This window comes from Pseudoalteromonas sp. C8 (assembly GCF_011378685.1).
Lineage (GTDB): Bacteria > Pseudomonadota > Gammaproteobacteria > Enterobacterales > Alteromonadaceae > Pseudoalteromonas > Pseudoalteromonas arctica.
Genome location: NZ_WTKT01000007.1, coordinates 190309 through 207445, shown reverse-complemented (window position 1 = coordinate 207445; position 17137 = coordinate 190309). Strand labels below are relative to the sequence as shown.

Below are 17137 nucleotides of genomic sequence, written 5' to 3'. Positions count from 1 at the left end.
CATTTTAAGTAATGAGTGCACTTAATGTATAAAATTGCCATAATGCTCGCGATATTTCGCGAGGTACATTTATGATAAAACAATTTTTAAACGATCCTAAATTATTGCTAAACGCAGTAGGTGAGGGCATATACGGTTTTGACCTGTCGGGTAATGCGGTGTTTGTTAATCCTGCCGCTGAACGCATGACAGGCTGGCGAGCAGACGAGTTATTAGGTAAAAAAATACACCAATATCATCACCATACTCATGCTGATGGCACGCCCTATCCCGCTGATGAATGCCAAATATATTGCACCATGTTTGACGGAAAACGTCGTGAAGTTAAAAATGAAGTTTTTTGGCGTAAAGACGGTAGCTCATTTGCAGTGGAATACACCTCAACACCTGTTTATAAAAATGATGAGTTAATTGGTGCTGTAGCGGTATTTCGCGATATATCACTGCAACAACAAACACAAAATGCTTTGCAAGAGGCACTTGAGCAAGTAAAGCATTTAAGTGAGCAGCTAAAAGATGAAAACAACTACTTAATTGCAGAACTTAACGAAGATTGGCAAGACTCAGGGCTAGTTGGACAAAGTCATATATTTCAAACCATGTTAGATCAAATAAAACTGGTGAGTGAAACCGACAGCACAGTGCTTATACTTGGCGAAAATGGCACGGGTAAAGAATTAGTAGCCCGTAATTTGTATCGACTAAGCAAGCGTAGCGAACAAGCCTTTATAAAAGTAAATTGCGCCGCATTTACCCCAAGTTTGCTAGAATCGGAACTTTTTGGACATGAAAAAGGCGCGTTTACAGGTGCAAATGAACGCCGTAAAGGGCGTTTTGAACTTGCTGATAAAGGCACCTTGTTTTTAGATGAAATAGCAGAGCTTCCACTTGAGGCGCAAAGTAAACTACTTAGAGTCCTGCAAGAACAAGAGTTTGAACGTGTAGGTGGCAGCAATACGCTAAAAGTAAATATTAGAGTGATTGCAGCGACTAACCGCGACCTGTGGGAAATGGTACAAAAAGGCACGTTTAGAATTGATTTGTATTATCGGCTTAATGTATTTCCTATAAAAGTACCCGCCCTTAAAGATCGAAAAGAGGATATTCCTTATTTATGCGCTAATTTAATTGCACAGATAAATAAACGACTGGGTAAACACTTAAAAGGGCTAAGTAAAAAAGCAATTACACAGCTGCAAGCCTACAATTGGCCAGGCAATATTAGAGAGCTGCAAAATGTACTTGAACGCGAAGCTATTTTATCTAATCAGGCTGTACTTCAGCTAAGTCAGCCTTTGCAAGCGGGTGGTGAAGTAGTTATTAACCCTTCACTTACGCTTGATGAGGCCCAAAAGCAGCATATAACCTCTGTTCTCGCGTTATCGCACTGGCAAATATCAGGTGATAAAGGGGCAGCAGTTAAATTGGGCTTACCTGAGAGTACACTACGCTCAAAAATGCGAAAGTTAGGGATTGCTAAAAATTCGTGATATATCGCGCAGCGCGTTTAATATCGCGAATTTTATTTTACTTTGTTTAAATAAACTGTTTAATATCAATGATGTAAATAAAGTTTCAGCTTGGTCTGAAAGTTGCAAATACTTGCATAATACCCGTCATTATGAAGCAAGTACTATGAAGTTTGATATTAAAGAAGAAGACATGATCATTAAGCCCTATAACACCGAAGGGCCAATTTATATCCGCGAGCAAAAAGGATTTTTTCAGCGCATACGCCGTAATTTAGGTTGGCTGTTAATGCTAACTTTTATTGCAATACCGTGGATCCAATATAACGGACAACAAGCTGTGCTGCTTGATGTGGCAACGCAAACTTTTACTATTTTTGGTCTAACACTCCTTCCTCAAGATTTTATGATTTTAGCCCTGCTATTTATGGTGGGGGCTTTTGCATTATTTTTTGTAACTAACTGGCTTGGTCGGGTTTGGTGTGGTTATACGTGCCCGCAAACTATATGGATGCTCATGTTTTCGTGGGTAGAGCAACGCATAGAAGGCACTCGAAATCAGCGAATTAAATTAGATAAATCACAGTGGACGCTAAGCACTTGGCGTAAAAAAATAACTAAGCACAGTGCATGGATTGTTATTTCAGTTTTAACCGCCACCTCGTTTATGGCATATTTTATTCCGGCAAAAAGTTTGTATATGGAAATGCTTACGTTTGAGTGGTCAGGTATAACGAGCTTTTGGGTGTTTTTATTCGCTTTTTGTACTTATGGAAATGCAGGGTTTTTACGCGAAAAAATGTGCACTATTGCTTGCCCGTATTCTCGTTTTCAGGCTGTTATGTTTGATAAAGATACGTTGCTTGTTACATATGATAACGAGCGAGGTGAAAGCCGAGGACCACGTAAACGCAAAGCTGATCCAAAAGAGCTTAACTTAGGTGACTGTGTAGACTGTAACTTATGTGTAGAGGTATGCCCTGCAGGAATAGACATTCGAAATGGGTTGCAATATGAATGTATAAACTGTGGCTTATGTATTGATGCCTGCGACGATACCATGGAAAAATTTGGTTACGAAAAAGGCTTAATTAAATACGCTAGCGAAAAACAAATGGAAGGTAAAAAAACCAATCCATTTAGGTTAAAGCTAGTAGGGTACGGCGCATTAACGGCTTTGTTAATCATTTCGATGTTTGCATGGATGCTGCAACGTACACCAATAGAAGCCTCAGTACTACGCGATAGGAATGCGCTTTATAGAGTTAACTACGAGGGCCTTGTAGAAAACCCTTATACACTTACTATTATTAATAAAACGCAGCAAGCACTGCATTACAGTATTGCCATAGAGGGTTTACCAGGAGCAACGCTCTCAAGTCCGAGATCTACGCTTGTACAACCGGGTGCGTTGAAAAGAGTCCCCGTTACTGTAACAGCCGATGGTTACAATATTGAGCGTAAAGTGAGTAAGTTACAATTTATTGTAACAGCGCAAGAAAACGGCAGCATTACGATAACCAAAGATAGTCAGTTTTACAAAAACTAAGATTGATAAAGCAAGGTCAATTATTTTATATCAGTTGGCCTTGCTTACTTTTTAAGTTGTGAGAAACAAACTGTTTAGCGCTATCTAAATCGGTAAATATGCACTCACTAAAATTAACATTTCTTTTGGCGCATTTTAAAATGCGCTTCATTTGATTTATAGCGATAGCTGATGTGAGTACAAACGCGCTACTTAGGCAGTTGTTTGCTTTCATTAAATGGCTAATATTTATCATTTCTTTTTCTGCCTCAGGCGTTGCAGCCAAAACATCAAAAGAATCACTAATATAGGCCCAAGGCTGATTTTTGAGTGACTTTATTTTTTCGCATAGTTCAATTTTAAACGCACGAAGAAGCCCTGAGGTGATGTATCCCGAAAAGTGAGCGATAACAACGTTATTTTCAGTATAGAGGCTTACCTGTCCATATTTGTTTTTAAACCCCAATGTATACTCCTTGAATTTGAGGGAAGGCTAACCTTATACCTTTAAATCCAATAAAACCAGTTCTTTTGGGTTGTTTTTTGTTATCAGATTGTTTCTTTTTTTTGGCGGTACTTAATTTAATGAGTACCCGCTCTTGAACAGTGGTTAATCTTTTGTAGAGGTTGTAATGTAATTTAGCGCGCTCGTTATAACGGCTACTTGTGCCAAAATACATTCTTCATCGGTGGCTGTTGGGCTATCTGGGTACACTTCTGTAGTAGTTACATAGGGTGCATCAGTAAAGCCCATACATAAACCTAAATCGCGTGCTGCATAGTTAATCACGCCAAATTGCTCTTGAGGTACGCCTATTAGCTGGTTATTTTCATCGCTCGGTGCAATATGAGTTACCTTTGCAACGCTTTCTATAATGACTTTTTGAAACTCCGGCTCAGGCTTTTTGGTATCTGCAACTAAATAAAACCCGTCAGGTATGTTCCAGTTAGTATTTGTAGTGCCTTCACGCGCAGCGAGTGCGGGTCTAAATTCACTGTTATCGCTATCTGTTGTTTCGTGTAAATCAATATGAGCGATTAAGTCAGTACCTAATGATTTTACAAACGCCATAATAGCGGCTGATTCTTGAGCTGGGCTGCCCTCGTAAAATGAGCGATTAGGATCAATAGCGTCTGGGTTCCAGCGGTTTATAGTCTCATATCCCCAAGGGCTAATGCAGGGGGCAACAATAATATTAAACTGTTCGCAATATTGCATAGCCGATGTTTTAGCAAACCTAAGTGCGCCATGTACGCCACTGGTTTCGTAGCCATGTACACCACCGGTGATTAAAACAGTTGGTTTATTAGCATTAAAGTTAGGCGTTTTTAATATATATAATGGGTAAGTGCCAGCGGTGTAATTAAGCTCGCCGTATTGCTCTATATCTAAGGTGCTCTTAAGGTCATTAATTAGCGTTACGACTTCGTTTTGGTAACTGCGTTTAATGTTTTGGCGTGTTAACCACTGGGCTTTATCGTTGTCATTCCATTTTTTGCCAGGTGTGCCAATAGGGTATGTGCTGTTAGTCATAATAAACCTTTATATCAATTGTTATTAGCTTTCCTATAAATAAGGAGGGCAATTACAATTGGTAGAGTTACTTAATAAAGGCGTAGCTTAACGCTGAGTAAATTAGCGTGCAAATTAAAACGTTAAAGTCATATTTTTTATAGCGCGCGATTGCTGGGATTTAATATAGCTTTGGTTTGCGTATTCACCCGAAATACTACCGAATCGATCGCGTTTCACACTAATTGTTAAATCACACGTTTTACCTTGATCTACTTGCGAGCTGCTAAACATATCTAAACTTTGCAGATTTATTTCAAGGCGCGAAGTGTTAAGCGCAAAAAGCGTTGATTGTAAAAGTGTTTCATTATTATTGTTAGTGCAGCTACTGCTAAGTTCTACTTGGCTAGTACTATTAGGATCAGTGCCATCTAGCTGAACTGTAAGGGGACTATTAATATCAAAATTTTGATTGTTACTCGGGGTTAAAATAATAAAATTTAAAGGCAACTCCACGCTCGAATTAGCATTTATGCCATCATCCCGTTTAAATTTTATATCAAACTGTTGGTTATCGTCAGTGGCATTTATATACGCTTGGTAATCAACGTCTAAAAAGTCGGTATCTTTTGTAAGTACAATAGCAGTGCTATTAACAACAGCTTGTAATGAGTCGCTATCGCTTAAAACAATGTTAGAGCCATTAGCATCGCCTGCATTTAGTTCTGCGTTAACACGCGTGCGGTTACCGTCAGAAACTAGTTCAAAACCTGCCCAAATACCTTGTGTTTTTACTAAATCCGACTCTGTTTCTGACGTGCAAGCGCATAATGCTAAAATTAAAGCCGTTGTGGTAATGCATTTTTTAAGCATGTTAGCTCCTTTAAACCACTTAATTAGGCTGTAAATAATTGTTTAATTGGGGATATACCTAACAATTATATGAAGTGTAAGTTTGTATATGTGCATTGTTACACAACAAGCTATCTATAAATGTTTAAATTTGTTAATGGTTGTAAATAAAGTATTAACCACCAGGTTTAAAAACTAACTTACCAATGAAATTGTTTACTAAGTAAGCATCGATTTAGCGCTAAATGTATTACAAAAGAGTATGTTACAATTAAGGTAAAGCATATCTTCATATTGAGTATTATGGCGCAGTATATTGCTACTCCAAGTTGGCTAGGCCGTTTTTTTACCCGTATTAAACACGTAGCTATTGAACAAGAGCGCCTTGTTGTGCATTTTAGAGGTGCTCCCGCACGGACATTTTTAATTAAAGACTTTTATAATTACTCAATATTTAAAAACCGTTTATTTAGCGCCAAAATTAATTTGTGCGACAGTAGTAATACATCAATTAGCTTTTTAAACAAATCACAAGCGAACGCTTTAAATACGGCCCTTAACACGCGGTTTTCAGCCCTGCTTGAGCAAAAGGTAAATAACGCAAAGATTTCGCTCAAGCGCTATGCTTTAGATGAGTTTTTACGTGATAGTTCCATAAAAACACTTAATAATGATGTATTTTTGCTTACCAAGCAGTACGCTAAAAGTACAAGTGTGTGGCAACAACACTTATCGCCAAGTAGTATTAAATTTTTAAATATATTGAGCACTACGCCCAATACTCACGATGCAATTGCACAGTTGCGCCATAAATATGAAAAAAAACAACTAACTCTTAAAAATGACTTTTTTAATCAAGTAGAGTCAAATCCATTAACAACAGAGCAGCGCTTAGCGGTAATACGCGATAACGATAAAAATTTAGTATTAGCGGCAGCAGGCACAGGTAAAACATCTGTGATGGTAGCAAAGTCTTTAGATTTAATAGCATGCAATATTGCCAAGCCTGAGCAAATTTTGGTGCTGGCCTATAATAAAACAGCAGCAAATGAGCTTAAAGAGCGCTTTATTAAACGCGCCACGCATGCAAAATTGCATACCAAAGCACCCACTATTTTAACATTTCATGCGCTTGGGCTTAAATTACTACAAAGTGCTAAAAAGCCAATCGAGTTGTCAAAATTTGCAACTGACCCAGTTCAATTAAATAGTTGGTTAACTGGGTGGGTAAGTAAAAAAATACAAACCGAGCCACAGTTCTTAAAAGCGTTTGTAGATTTACTCCATGAGCCGATTGATATATTTAGCTTTAAAGATAATGCACAGTACGAGCGGTACGTACGCGATAACGAATACCTTAGCCTTGCGGGTCATAAAGTAAAAAGTTATCAGGAAGTGCTTATTTCAAACTGGCTGCATTTGAATTGCGTACCGCACAGTTATGAGGTGAATTATCACTTTAGCCAAGGCGCAGAGCTAAGTGGGCAATACCAACCAGACTTTTATATACCTCAATATGATATTTACCTAGAGCACTTTGGCATTGATAAGCAAGGGAATACACGTGCCGATATAGATAAAAAACACTATAACGAGCAAGTTGCATTTAAGCGAAAACTGCATAAACAAAATGGCACCACCTTACTCGAGACCTTTCATTACAACTGGGTGGAAGGAAAGCTAGAGCAAACCCTCGCAAAGCAATTAAAGCAGCATAATGTTGAATTAACACCTTTAAGTAACGACGAAATATTTCATACTTTAAATAACTCAGGGCAGTTACAGCAAGGCATTGATAAGTACATAAAATGTTTACAAGCTATTCGAGTGGAGCAACTAAATAATAAGCAAATAGCACAGCGCATTAAGCAAAGTGGTATTAAAAATTACCAGCAATATACAAACTTGTTAGTGCAAATTCATGATGCTTATATAAATGAACTAAACGCGCAAAGTACCATTGATTTTGACGACATGATTATTCAAGCAACAAAGGCGATAGTAAGCGGAGATTTTAATATTGTGTGGAGCCACATTTTAGTTGATGAGTTTCAAGATATATCAAGCGCGCGTATGGCTTTCATAAATGCCATATTAAAACATGGTAACGGAATACGCTTTACTGCGGTTGGTGATGACTGGCAAGCAATTTATCGGTTCTCGGGTGGTAATTTAGCGCTTACTACACGCTTTAATGAATTAGTGGGCAGCCACTCACTTACTATGTTGCAAAAAACATTTAGATATAACAATAGTATTAGTGATGTAGCAGGGCGTTTTGTAATGCAAAACCCTGAGCAATATAAAAAGCAGATCAGCACACATACACAAGTAACCACACCACAAGTTATTTTATTAGACGATTTATACCAAGGTACTAAATCGATAGAAATGAAAGTACAACAGAGCATAAGCACTATTCAAAAAAATGATGCATCAGCGAGCATTGCCATACTTAGTCGATATAGATACATGTTAAATAGCGTGCAGCAGCATTTAAAAGATAAAAAGCATACAAACTCTCTTTATTTTTGGACATTGCATAGTGCTAAGGGGCTTGAAGCCGATTACTGTATTATTATTGGTTTTGAACAAGGTAAATTAGGGTTTCCTAGCGATAATCAAAATAATGTGCTGGTGGAGGCGTTATTACCAGAGCAAGATGAATTCACTCACTCAGAGGAAAGGCGTTTGCTTTATGTAGGTATTACTCGCGCTAAACATAAAGCGTATTTAATTGCAGACCCTTATGCATGCTCAGCGTTTGTAAAAGAATTAGTAAATGACAATTATCCCATTCAAATCGCTTCAACGTTGTTTAATAAGTCGCAACTAAAGCAAAGAGAGTGTAGTACGTGCAGCGACGGTTTAATAGTGCCAAAAACGGGTCAATATGGTGATTATTATAGTTGTACTAATACGCAAATTTGCGAAACTAAACTACGAGTGTGTAAAAGCTGTAGTGGCCCATCGATTGATAAAAACACGTACTCACAATGTGTGAATACAGAGTGTAAAACGCAGCACCCAATTTGTGAAAAGTGTGGTCGCGAAATGCGTAAACGCAAATCTAAGCACGGTGAATTTTTAGGGTGCAGTGGTTTCGCTCTTAAAGAAGATAATTGTAAAAACACTCGAAAAATGATTGTTTAACGGCTAACAGGTAGGTTTACACTTGTCTATTTTATAGAACTATGTAAATAGAAATTACATCCATTAGATTGATTTTAACAAGCTATCAATGTCTAATAGAAGAATGAGCTTTAACTGTTGTTTATTATGCATTTTTTCAATAGATTCTTTTTATTAAATGACCACTATTCAGCCCCTGGTCAGGTTGCTAATTGGCGAATAAGTGCACTGCGCATTATTCTATCATTAGTAATGGTGTTATGTTTTGCTGTGGCGTGCCACACGTACACAAGCGCTATTGAATTTAACTTAATTTATATTGTTGTATTAACAAGCAGCTTTCTTGCTACTGCATGTGGTTTACTTATAGCAAGTAAGCGTTTTTATCACTTTAGCGCTCATGCACTTTTAATAGCCATTGTAGCTGCTAGCGTGTCAATGAACTTATTTTTAACAGACCTAGAGCTTGCTAAAGTGGGCTCTATGTATATGTATTCCTGCCCAATAATCGCACTAATGCTCCTTGGTTATAGAACAGCCCTTGCTTATGGCGTATTAAATATTGTACCGTTTTATATGATCATCAATAACATTGATGTATCGGGCTTAACCGGCATAGCTCAACAACTTCCCGACGCTGACTTATACATTACAGGGCTAATATTCTTATTTTTTAACATTTGTATTCCCCTTGCTGTGGCACGCACAATTGTGGCTGCTAAGCGTTTAAACAAAACAATGATAAGCGCTAATACACACCTTAAAGATAAAAATGAGCTTTATCGAAGCCTGTTCACCGAATCAAATAAAGCCAAAATTATTGTTGACGAAAATCTTGTCATTACTGATTTTAATCAACATGCTATTGATATGTTTGGTATAAAAAAAGAATTAAAAGAAGGAAGCGTCAATCTTTCTCATTTATTTCCTACCTTAGTTTTTGACGACTCTAATGCTCAAAATAAAATTGTGAAGTACAAAAAAAGTTATTTTAAAGCCAGTTATCAGCAAATAACAATGAGTACAAACTACCGTGTATACGACTTTTACGATTGCACGCAAGAGCAGCTTATTAAACAAAATTTATCGATGATGGAACAAGAAAATAAACGTTTACGCTTTAGAGACTCGCAAACAAAACTACCTAATAGAGAATGGTTTGAGCTGCAATGCGACAGATTAACAAGCAAATATCAAAAAGGTTTTTATATCGTTGTTGCGCAAAGTGCAAATAGTGAATACTTAAATTTGAAGCTCACTAAAGCCGACTCTCAAGCATTACTTATTAACGCGTACAAGCGTTTAAAGGCGATGGCAGATGGGCCGCTGTTGTGTGCTCATATAGGAGTAGGAAAGCTTGCTTTTATAATTGGCGCAAACTCGCAAAACGAGCTTGAAGATAAGCTATTGATGCAAATAAAAAATACATTAGATAAAACATATAATGTATTTGGCACTAAGTGTCAGCAATCATTTTTATTTGGTTTTGCAAAGTATCCTGATCATGGAAAAAACAGCACAACAGTACTTAGCAATGCATGCGAAGCACTTAAACTAGCAAATTGTAATATGCCCCTTAGTGGTTATAACGAAAAACAATCACAAGCTTTTATTGAAAAATACGAAATTTCAATGTTATTAGATGAAGCGCTTCAGCAGGGCGATTTGTCGGTGCACTATCAACCTAAAGTAGATGCAACGGGTCAATGTATAGGGCTTGAAGCCTTAGCGCGTTGGAACAGTCCAATACTGGGTAATGTGTCGCCAGTGGTATTTATTCCTATTGCCGAAGAATACAGAATGGTTAGTCGGCTAACCGACCTGATTATTCAAAAGGTGTGCGCTCAAATTGCCGATTGGACCAAGGCGGGTTTACCGAGTGTGCCGGTGGCAATAAATATATCTCTAATTGATTTTAGCCAAACCGACTTTATGTCAAAACTGGTTAAATACCTTGCCGACTTTAACGTAAAGCCACCTCAAATAGAGTTAGAACTGACTGAAACCTCTCTTGAGGCAAACCAAGCGCATTCGCTAAAGCTTATGCAAACGCTGCAATCGTGGGGTTTTACTATTTCGGTCGATGATTTTGGGGTGGGTTATTCTAATATTGCACGCCTTGCCGATTACCCTATTAACAAGCTCAAGTTAGATCGCTCATTAATAAGCCAAGTAACGAGCTCTACGCGTCAAAAAAGTTTAGTTAAAGCGGTGCACGTTATGTGTGAAGAGCTTGATATTAAGTGTGTAGCCGAAGGAGTAGAAACCCAAGAGCAAGTAGCAATAATGACGCAAATGGGGTGTAAAGAATTTCAGGGCTTTTACTTTGCTAAACCAATGCCAGCCGAAAATTTTGCAGAACATGTTAGTCGCCATGGCTTAGTGTTTAACCCTAAAGAGATGACGGCTCAACTTTAAATGTATTTAGTGGGCACTATATAGAACATATACACCTAAGGTATGTATGTTCTATAAAACTAGCTGGGTTTTACTACCTAATTACAGAGCTGTTGGGCGTTTATGGTTATTTCGCACTGATGAATAGCCTCAGCTCCCCAATGCTGTATATCTGATTGAGCAGTACAGCCTGCATCTTCAATTAAAGCAGTATTGGCATCACATAAGAGTAGCACTGCGTTATCATCTTGTACGTTCACGATAAGCGTGTATTCCCCAAAGGGTGCAAGTTTGCTTAAATCGTTATTAACAGCAGCTTTTAATAACTCATCAGTTGTAGAATAGGATGTTTCACTAAATTTTAATGTGCCATCAACGGCTGTAGCAATATCTTTTAATTGCGAGGCTAAGTCTGCCATCGCTTCTGGATTGTTATTTTTTGAAGTGTAGCAACCGCTAAGTAATACTATGAGGCTTATACAAAGTAAGTGTTTCATTTTATTTGCTCCATACCGTCATCGTGTTGTGTTCATCGTAGCCTGTATCTAGGTTCCAATTTTTAATTGCACTGCAATCAGTATCTAAAAATACGGCATTGGCAATAACGGTTATGTAGTGCTGAATATTGCTAACGGCAAAGTCAAAAATATCGTTGTAATGCATAGGCTCGTGCGGCGTTTTTAGTTGTTCAATAAAAGTGGAATCTACTTCGTTTGGGCGAGGATAAAACAAGCCTAAATCAGCAGCAACATGGCGTGCACAGGCAAATAATCGATAGCTTTCTTCAACATTATTTACTACAAGCTGAAAACCGTTATGCCATGAATTAAAGTTAGGAGCGTGTTGTGCAGCGTAGCTTGGGTGAACCGTTAATAAAGCATGTTGCCAAATTTTTGCAATATCGGTATCAAAATTATCGTCTTTGTTAGTACAAGATCCAATATTTTGTTGCACGCGGTCAGCATAACCTAACTCACCTAAATTTAAACGCTGCCAAATAAATGCATCTTGGTTCATTTCGCAGGTACGGTGCGCCGTTTGATTTTGCTCATACGGGCCTACTTTTAATTCAACAACCGGGTGCACTGTTATATCTGCAGCAACATGGGCCATATAACCGCATAACCAAGCAAAACACTTTTCAAATGCTTCACCTTCAAGTGTTTTGCAGTATTCAATCATGGCTTTAAGTAAATCGCCTGTGTGCTCATAGTGCATTAGGTCGGCCCACGCATTTTGGCTAGGCTGCGCTACTGCTAAGTAAGGATAATCGGGGGCTACACAGCCTAGTTCAAGGTATGCTTGGCGTTGGCTTAAAATAAGTTTTGCCTTTTTAGGCATATCCATTTTAGCGAGTGATTTGGTTTGCGTTGCAATATTAACGGCTGTGATGTGCGCAAAAGCACCTGGCATTGACATATCCTTATGATTTATTAATAGGGGGACAGATTAACATTGAGAGGGGGTTAAATAAAGCCAAGTGAAGTGCTTGTGAGTGTTTAAAAGAGACTAAATTAACTGTTCAATTAGTTGTCCATCTTCGTACAGCTTAGCATATTGGCGTTTATGTTCTTCAAACAGATAGGCGCGTAATTGCTCTTGTCCGCTATGAATCTGAGTGATTTTTGCTGCAATCCCTAGGCTACTTTGCCTAACGGGTTCTACATCTATCGATATGCTTTCTTTGTTGGACAAGTTAAAGCTCATGTGCTGTAATTTGTTTAAGCTTTTTCCATTTTTCAATGGTTTTAAAAATATGCCCGTACTGGAAATTGATTCAATATTAAAACCTTGGCTTTTTATATTTAGCTCACTCCAGCGCCAACTACGTTGAGTGCCCTTTGTATCAATTACTTCTGGTGCGCTCAAAGTGGGGTTAATTACACCTAACTCATCAATTTTTAATTGCAGGGGAAACCAAAGTTGGTAATTAGCAACTTCAGCAAGCAAAGTTAGATTAGCGTGGGTAAAAAGGTGAGCAATACTCGCGGGTATAGAGCTTTTCATTGTAAGCATATGGTCGCGAGGGGAACGTTGTTTTGTATTTGGTTTGAATAACTCAGCTAAAAAATTTATCTCTTCATTAGAGAAGTCCATATTTCACCCTAGTTACATAAAACAATGCACCACCGTAATTTAAACAATGAATTTGATCAATAAATGCTCTGTTTAAATTTGTTTAGTTAATATTTATAAGGGCAAGCATGTAAACCAAACAATTTATTTAAATGAAGTGCTTAACGCTATCGCTTTTCAGGGGGCTTGAATTATTTAACATTTATAAAAATATATTTAGGCGCAAGTGGCTAGCTGTTAAACTACAGCACATTAGTTTTATTATTTATATTAGAGTTTACATTATGATATGTGCATTTTTACGTGATCAACAGCCGAAGTTACTAGGTATGGTAGTGGCATTGTTCGGTGCAGGATTTTCAATAAATGCAGTGGCTCAAGAGCAAAGCCAAACTTTAATTTTAGTGGGGTCAGAGCTTACTACCTGTACTAGCGCAAAGCTTAACAATTGCCAAAAAGAGACTGCTATTGATGGTAAGTCACATAATTTATATACGCTTAGCAGCTCTCAGATAAAAAACATCGCGCAGCATTGGCCTAATAATAATGTTGAGGCAAAAACGGCTGTATTAAAAACACTTAAAACCATACAAAGTAAATCGTCAAATAGCTTATCAAAAACTGATTTACTCTGGCAGTGGCGCGATATAAATAACCAGCAATTAGAAAGCCTGACTCAGCAAGAGTACAACTTTGTATTTGATATGCTAGAAGTGCCGCTACTTGATAAAAACGGTGAGCGCTTAAAAGAGCAAGTAAATACCGATTTTAATATTGAGGTCGCGACTAATAGTATTTTACAATTTGTGTCGGGCAGTTTAAAAGTTAATAACGCAAAACCCACCATGCTTGCTATTACGGCATCGAGCCGCGACCCTTATGAGTCGGCAGATGTAGCGCAGAGTCTTTTAGCACAATCAAATATAAACACTCAATGGTTAGCACTAACGCCAGCACTTGCTAAAGCGATTACGAGCAACTCGTGCGATGAATTACCCGCTCTCAGAAATACATTAATGAATGTGTATAACCGGGAAGCAATTTATCCAGAGTACACAAAGGCCGAATACGCTTTATGTAAAAGTGGTACTAATGCACTTGTATCACTTATTAAAAATAGTACCGGTGTGATGTTTAATAGCGGTAATGCAGCATTAACTCACAAGGTATTATTTGATCAAAACAATAATCCATACCCGTGGACGCAAGCATTGCAAACTCGCCCAGTAATTGTAGGTGAAGGTGCGGGCGCAGCAATCCAAAGTAAAGTGACGGGCATGCTTACAAATACGACAAGCCTTGAGGCACTTCGTAAAGGTGAAAATAACACTAATGCTGGTGGACTTGGCAGCTTTAATTTTGGTGTACTAGATACTCAGTTTAGCGAACAAAACCGTACATTTAGGCTCGCAGCGGCGTTAAATAAAAATGAAGTAAAAAAGACTAAAACAGAGATTCAACATGGTTTTGGTATTGATGAGAATACGGCTTTGGTTGTTATTAAATCGCCAGAAGGTAGTTTAATGACCGTAATAGGTAACAGTGGTGTAGTGCATTTAGCTAATCAAGATAAAGTACAGCCAAATGTTAAAGATTATAGTTATTCGTATTGGCCTACAGGCAGCGTAATTGATATTACCAATAACACGTTTACTCTAAGCGAGCGCACCATAGATGAAGCGTTACCGGCTATAAAAATACCTCCATTGCCTGTGCAGCGCTTTGGTGCAATTTTAACAAACTCAAAACTGCGCTCACTTACTCAAGCTATGTGTCTAAGCCAAGAGCAAAGTGCGGTAGCTCAACAAGATGAGTTTATAATTAGCCTTACTGCAACGAGTGACACACAGTATTATCGCGTTAATGCAAAAGAGTTTGGTTGTGCGCTAAGCAATTTAGAGTTAGCTATAAAGTCGATTTAGTGAGTAACCTGAGCCAAGGGTTTAAGTTTTTGGCTCTTCTCTATAAAATAGCCACCATAATGATCAAGGCCTTACTAAAAGAGTTTTAAAATGAATAATGAAAATGACGTAATTGATACTTTAGCCGAACTAGAAAGCTTTTTAATAGATGTCGAAAACGGTGGTTTTGGACTTAAAGGTGTTGCCGGTGTTGGCATGGCCACTAATAACAAAGATGGCAGCCGTTTTGTTGCTGTGTTTGACGATAATCAAAAGCTACTTTTAGCACGCATGATTACAGAAGACGTATTCCAAACAGGGCAAGACATGGTACGTAATGGTGTAGGGCGTAAGCACTAGTACTTTAATAAAAAAGCGCTTAGAGCGCTTTTTTATTTTAATTTCAATAAATTGGAATTAAATTGCTTCATATAGATTCCACAAAGACCACTTCAAGTTAATAACAATTCAATACAATCCACTCAAAAACCACAAAGTTTAATAGGTAAATTCTTTTTTTATTAAGTGCGCTTTGATAAATAAGATAGTGCCACAGATAAATTTTGGCTATATTTTGAAGAGAAGTTTAACTTTTTGATATAGAGGTATTAATTGGTCGGTATGGAGAGATTCGAACTCTCGACCCCTGCCACCCCATAAAAATTACCCGTGTTTTATCGTGTACAAAAGTGGCTAAAAGTGTTCTACAGTGAAGTATTCAAAGTAATTGTAAGTTATTGCTATTGAATGGATTAATCTTTTAAATTATACCTAGTGAATAAACGTGAAGTTTAGTGAGCTCAAATCAGCTCGTGCGATAACTGTGCGACAAAAGTTTTGACTTAACTCTAGGTGTGCGAAAAATGGCGTCAATCAAAGTAAAATTAACTGAATCTGTACTCAAAAATATCCCTTTGGAAATTACCAAAATCAATGACACTGAGATCTCCGGTTTTTATTTAAATATTGGTAAGGCAAATAAAGAAGGAAAGCGCTCACAAGTATATTATCTGTATTACCGCCTAGGAGGCCGAGGTTCGAAAGAAAGAAGGTTAGCCTTAGGTAATTCATCGGTAATCACAGTAAGTGAAGCTAGACAGCTTGCTAAACAATATATTGGTGATGTGTCGCGTGGTATTGACGTTTTTTTACAAAAAAAGAAAGCAGCGCTGATTGAAAAGCAAGAAAGCACCTCACCGACAATCGCAGTACTTGCGAATGAGTTTATTGAAAGAGATATTAAAGCTAATCGTAAAGGTGTAGACCCTGTAATAAGAATGTTTGAAAAAGACATTTTGCCATTTATTGGCAACTATAAACTTAAAGAAATAACCCGCCGTGAAATTTTCAAAAAAGTGCTTGATCCAATAATAGATAGAGGTGCTAAAACGCAGGCGAATAAAACACTATCTATCCTTAAGCAAATGTTTAATTTTGGTGTTGAGCGAGATTTAATCCAAGGTAATCCAATCAGCACAGTTAAAAAGAAGAGTGTAGGTGGCCTTGAAAAGTCGCGAACCAGAGCGCTCGAATTTGAAGAGGTTATTCAAGTATTTGAGCGCCTACCAAAGCTAGGTATAAGCCAACAAGTTATATTCGCGTTGAAGTGTATTACTTTAACTGGTTGTAGGCCAATAGAAGTCACAGGCGCACAGTGGCAAGAGTTTGATTTTGATAAAATGATATGGACAATCCCAGCCGAGCGCGTCAAGCAAAACAAAGATGGCGAAAGAACTCATAAAGTACCGATTACTCAAAATATGCTTATTTTGCTTGATGAGTTACGGGCAGCGTTTGGCTACCTCAATTCTAAATATGTATTCCCGAGTACAACAACTAATAAATCAGGCCCAGGTGAGCAACCGATTGACAGGCACTCATTATCACGTTCCATAAGTCGTAAACAAGAGAAATTGGGAGTCCCAAAATTTGTACCTCACGATTTACGAAGAACAGTTGCGACTCGTTTAGGTGATACCGATGTTGGAACAGACCCAATAGTGATTGAAAAAATTCTAAATCACCAATTACAGGGAGTTCAGGGGGTTTATAATATGCAGGAATATATGGAGGCTAGAAGAACTGCATTGGAAAAGTGGGGAAAGAAAGTTATCTATTGATAAACATTCAGTTAAGTGACTGTTTGATATTCAAAAATCAAGTAAAAGTCAATTATATGGGAAAGCAAAATGGTTTGTAGTTTACTATTTTTTGTATTGATATCGATGGTTCATAGGATAGTTATTTTAGAAAAATGTACGATATATCT

Annotated in this window: 13 protein-coding genes; 7 read left to right on the top strand and 6 right to left on the bottom strand. The window is 37.8% G+C overall.

The features are described from left to right. The first annotated feature begins 71 nt into the window (after positions 1–71). Positions 72–1490 (top strand): sigma 54-interacting transcriptional regulator, encoded by a 1419-nt coding sequence (locus GQR39_RS09145; protein ID WP_165735426.1) that lies wholly within the window; start codon positions 72–74, stop codon positions 1488–1490. A gap of 145 nt (positions 1491–1635) precedes the next feature. Then, positions 1636–3018 carry a cytochrome c oxidase accessory protein CcoG gene (gene ccoG / locus GQR39_RS09140; RefSeq protein ID WP_165735425.1) on the top strand — a complete coding sequence of 461 codons (1383 nt, stop codon included), beginning with the start codon at positions 1636–1638 and terminating at the stop codon, positions 3016–3018. Between the two features lie 25 nt (positions 3019–3043). Here the strand turns inward: ccoG and GQR39_RS09135 are convergent, their stop codons facing one another. The 3 genes from GQR39_RS09135 to GQR39_RS09125 form a co-directional block, all read right to left on the bottom strand. Beyond that, entirely contained in the window at positions 3044–3463 is a 420-nt protein-coding gene (locus tag GQR39_RS09135; RefSeq protein ID WP_165735424.1) for a hypothetical protein, read from the bottom strand. 144 nt (positions 3464–3607) lie between these two features. Continuing rightward, positions 3608–4531: a M14 family metallocarboxypeptidase gene (locus GQR39_RS09130; RefSeq protein WP_007580360.1), complete on the bottom strand. Its 924-nt coding sequence runs from the start codon at positions 4529–4531 to the stop codon at positions 3608–3610. A gap of 114 nt (positions 4532–4645) precedes the next feature. Next, a complete protein-coding gene (locus GQR39_RS09125; RefSeq protein WP_024605022.1) occupies positions 4646–5383 on the bottom strand; it encodes a hypothetical protein in 738 nt (245 codons plus the stop codon). A 282-nt stretch (positions 5384–5665) separates the two neighbouring features. Here GQR39_RS09125 and GQR39_RS09120 point away from each other — a divergent pair, with 282 nt between their 5' ends. Both GQR39_RS09120 and GQR39_RS20175 read left to right on the top strand, forming a co-directional pair. Next, the gene (locus tag GQR39_RS09120) at positions 5666–8515 is read left to right on the top strand and encodes a UvrD-helicase domain-containing protein (RefSeq protein ID WP_165735423.1); all 2850 of its coding nucleotides are present in this window, start codon (positions 5666–5668) and stop codon (positions 8513–8515) included. A 126-nt stretch (positions 8516–8641) separates the two neighbouring features. Continuing rightward, positions 8642–10912, top strand: coding sequence for an EAL domain-containing protein (locus GQR39_RS20175; RefSeq protein WP_206007803.1), 2271 nt, complete (start codon positions 8642–8644; stop codon positions 10910–10912). A 77-nt stretch (positions 10913–10989) separates the two neighbouring features. Here the strand turns inward: GQR39_RS20175 and GQR39_RS09110 are convergent, their stop codons facing one another. From GQR39_RS09110 to GQR39_RS09100, 3 genes are all read right to left on the bottom strand, one after another. Continuing rightward, the gene (locus GQR39_RS09110) at positions 10990–11388 is read right to left on the bottom strand and encodes a hypothetical protein (protein ID WP_165735422.1); all 399 of its coding nucleotides are present in this window, start codon (positions 11386–11388) and stop codon (positions 10990–10992) included. 1 nt (position 11389) lies between these two features. Next, positions 11390–12304 (bottom strand): zinc dependent phospholipase C family protein, encoded by a 915-nt coding sequence (locus GQR39_RS09105; protein WP_165735421.1) that lies wholly within the window; start codon positions 12302–12304, stop codon positions 11390–11392. A 96-nt stretch (positions 12305–12400) separates the two neighbouring features. After that, positions 12401–12988: a hypothetical protein gene (locus GQR39_RS09100; protein ID WP_165735420.1), complete on the bottom strand. Its 588-nt coding sequence runs from the start codon at positions 12986–12988 to the stop codon at positions 12401–12403. Between the two features lie 263 nt (positions 12989–13251). Here GQR39_RS09100 and GQR39_RS09095 point away from each other — a divergent pair, with 263 nt between their 5' ends. The 3 genes from GQR39_RS09095 to GQR39_RS09085 all read left to right on the top strand — a co-directional run bounded on the left by GQR39_RS09095 (position 13252) and on the right by GQR39_RS09085 (position 16988). Next, the gene (locus GQR39_RS09095; RefSeq protein ID WP_165735419.1) at positions 13252–14889 is read left to right on the top strand and encodes a cyanophycinase; all 1638 of its coding nucleotides are present in this window, start codon (positions 13252–13254) and stop codon (positions 14887–14889) included. Between the two features lie 90 nt (positions 14890–14979). Continuing rightward, complete coding sequence (locus GQR39_RS09090; protein WP_007580368.1) at positions 14980–15228, top strand: hypothetical protein; 249 nt, start codon at positions 14980–14982, stop codon at positions 15226–15228. Between the two features lie 503 nt (positions 15229–15731). Then, the gene (locus tag GQR39_RS09085) at positions 15732–16988 is read left to right on the top strand and encodes a tyrosine-type recombinase/integrase (protein ID WP_165735418.1); all 1257 of its coding nucleotides are present in this window, start codon (positions 15732–15734) and stop codon (positions 16986–16988) included. Positions 16989–17137 lie beyond the last annotated feature (149 nt).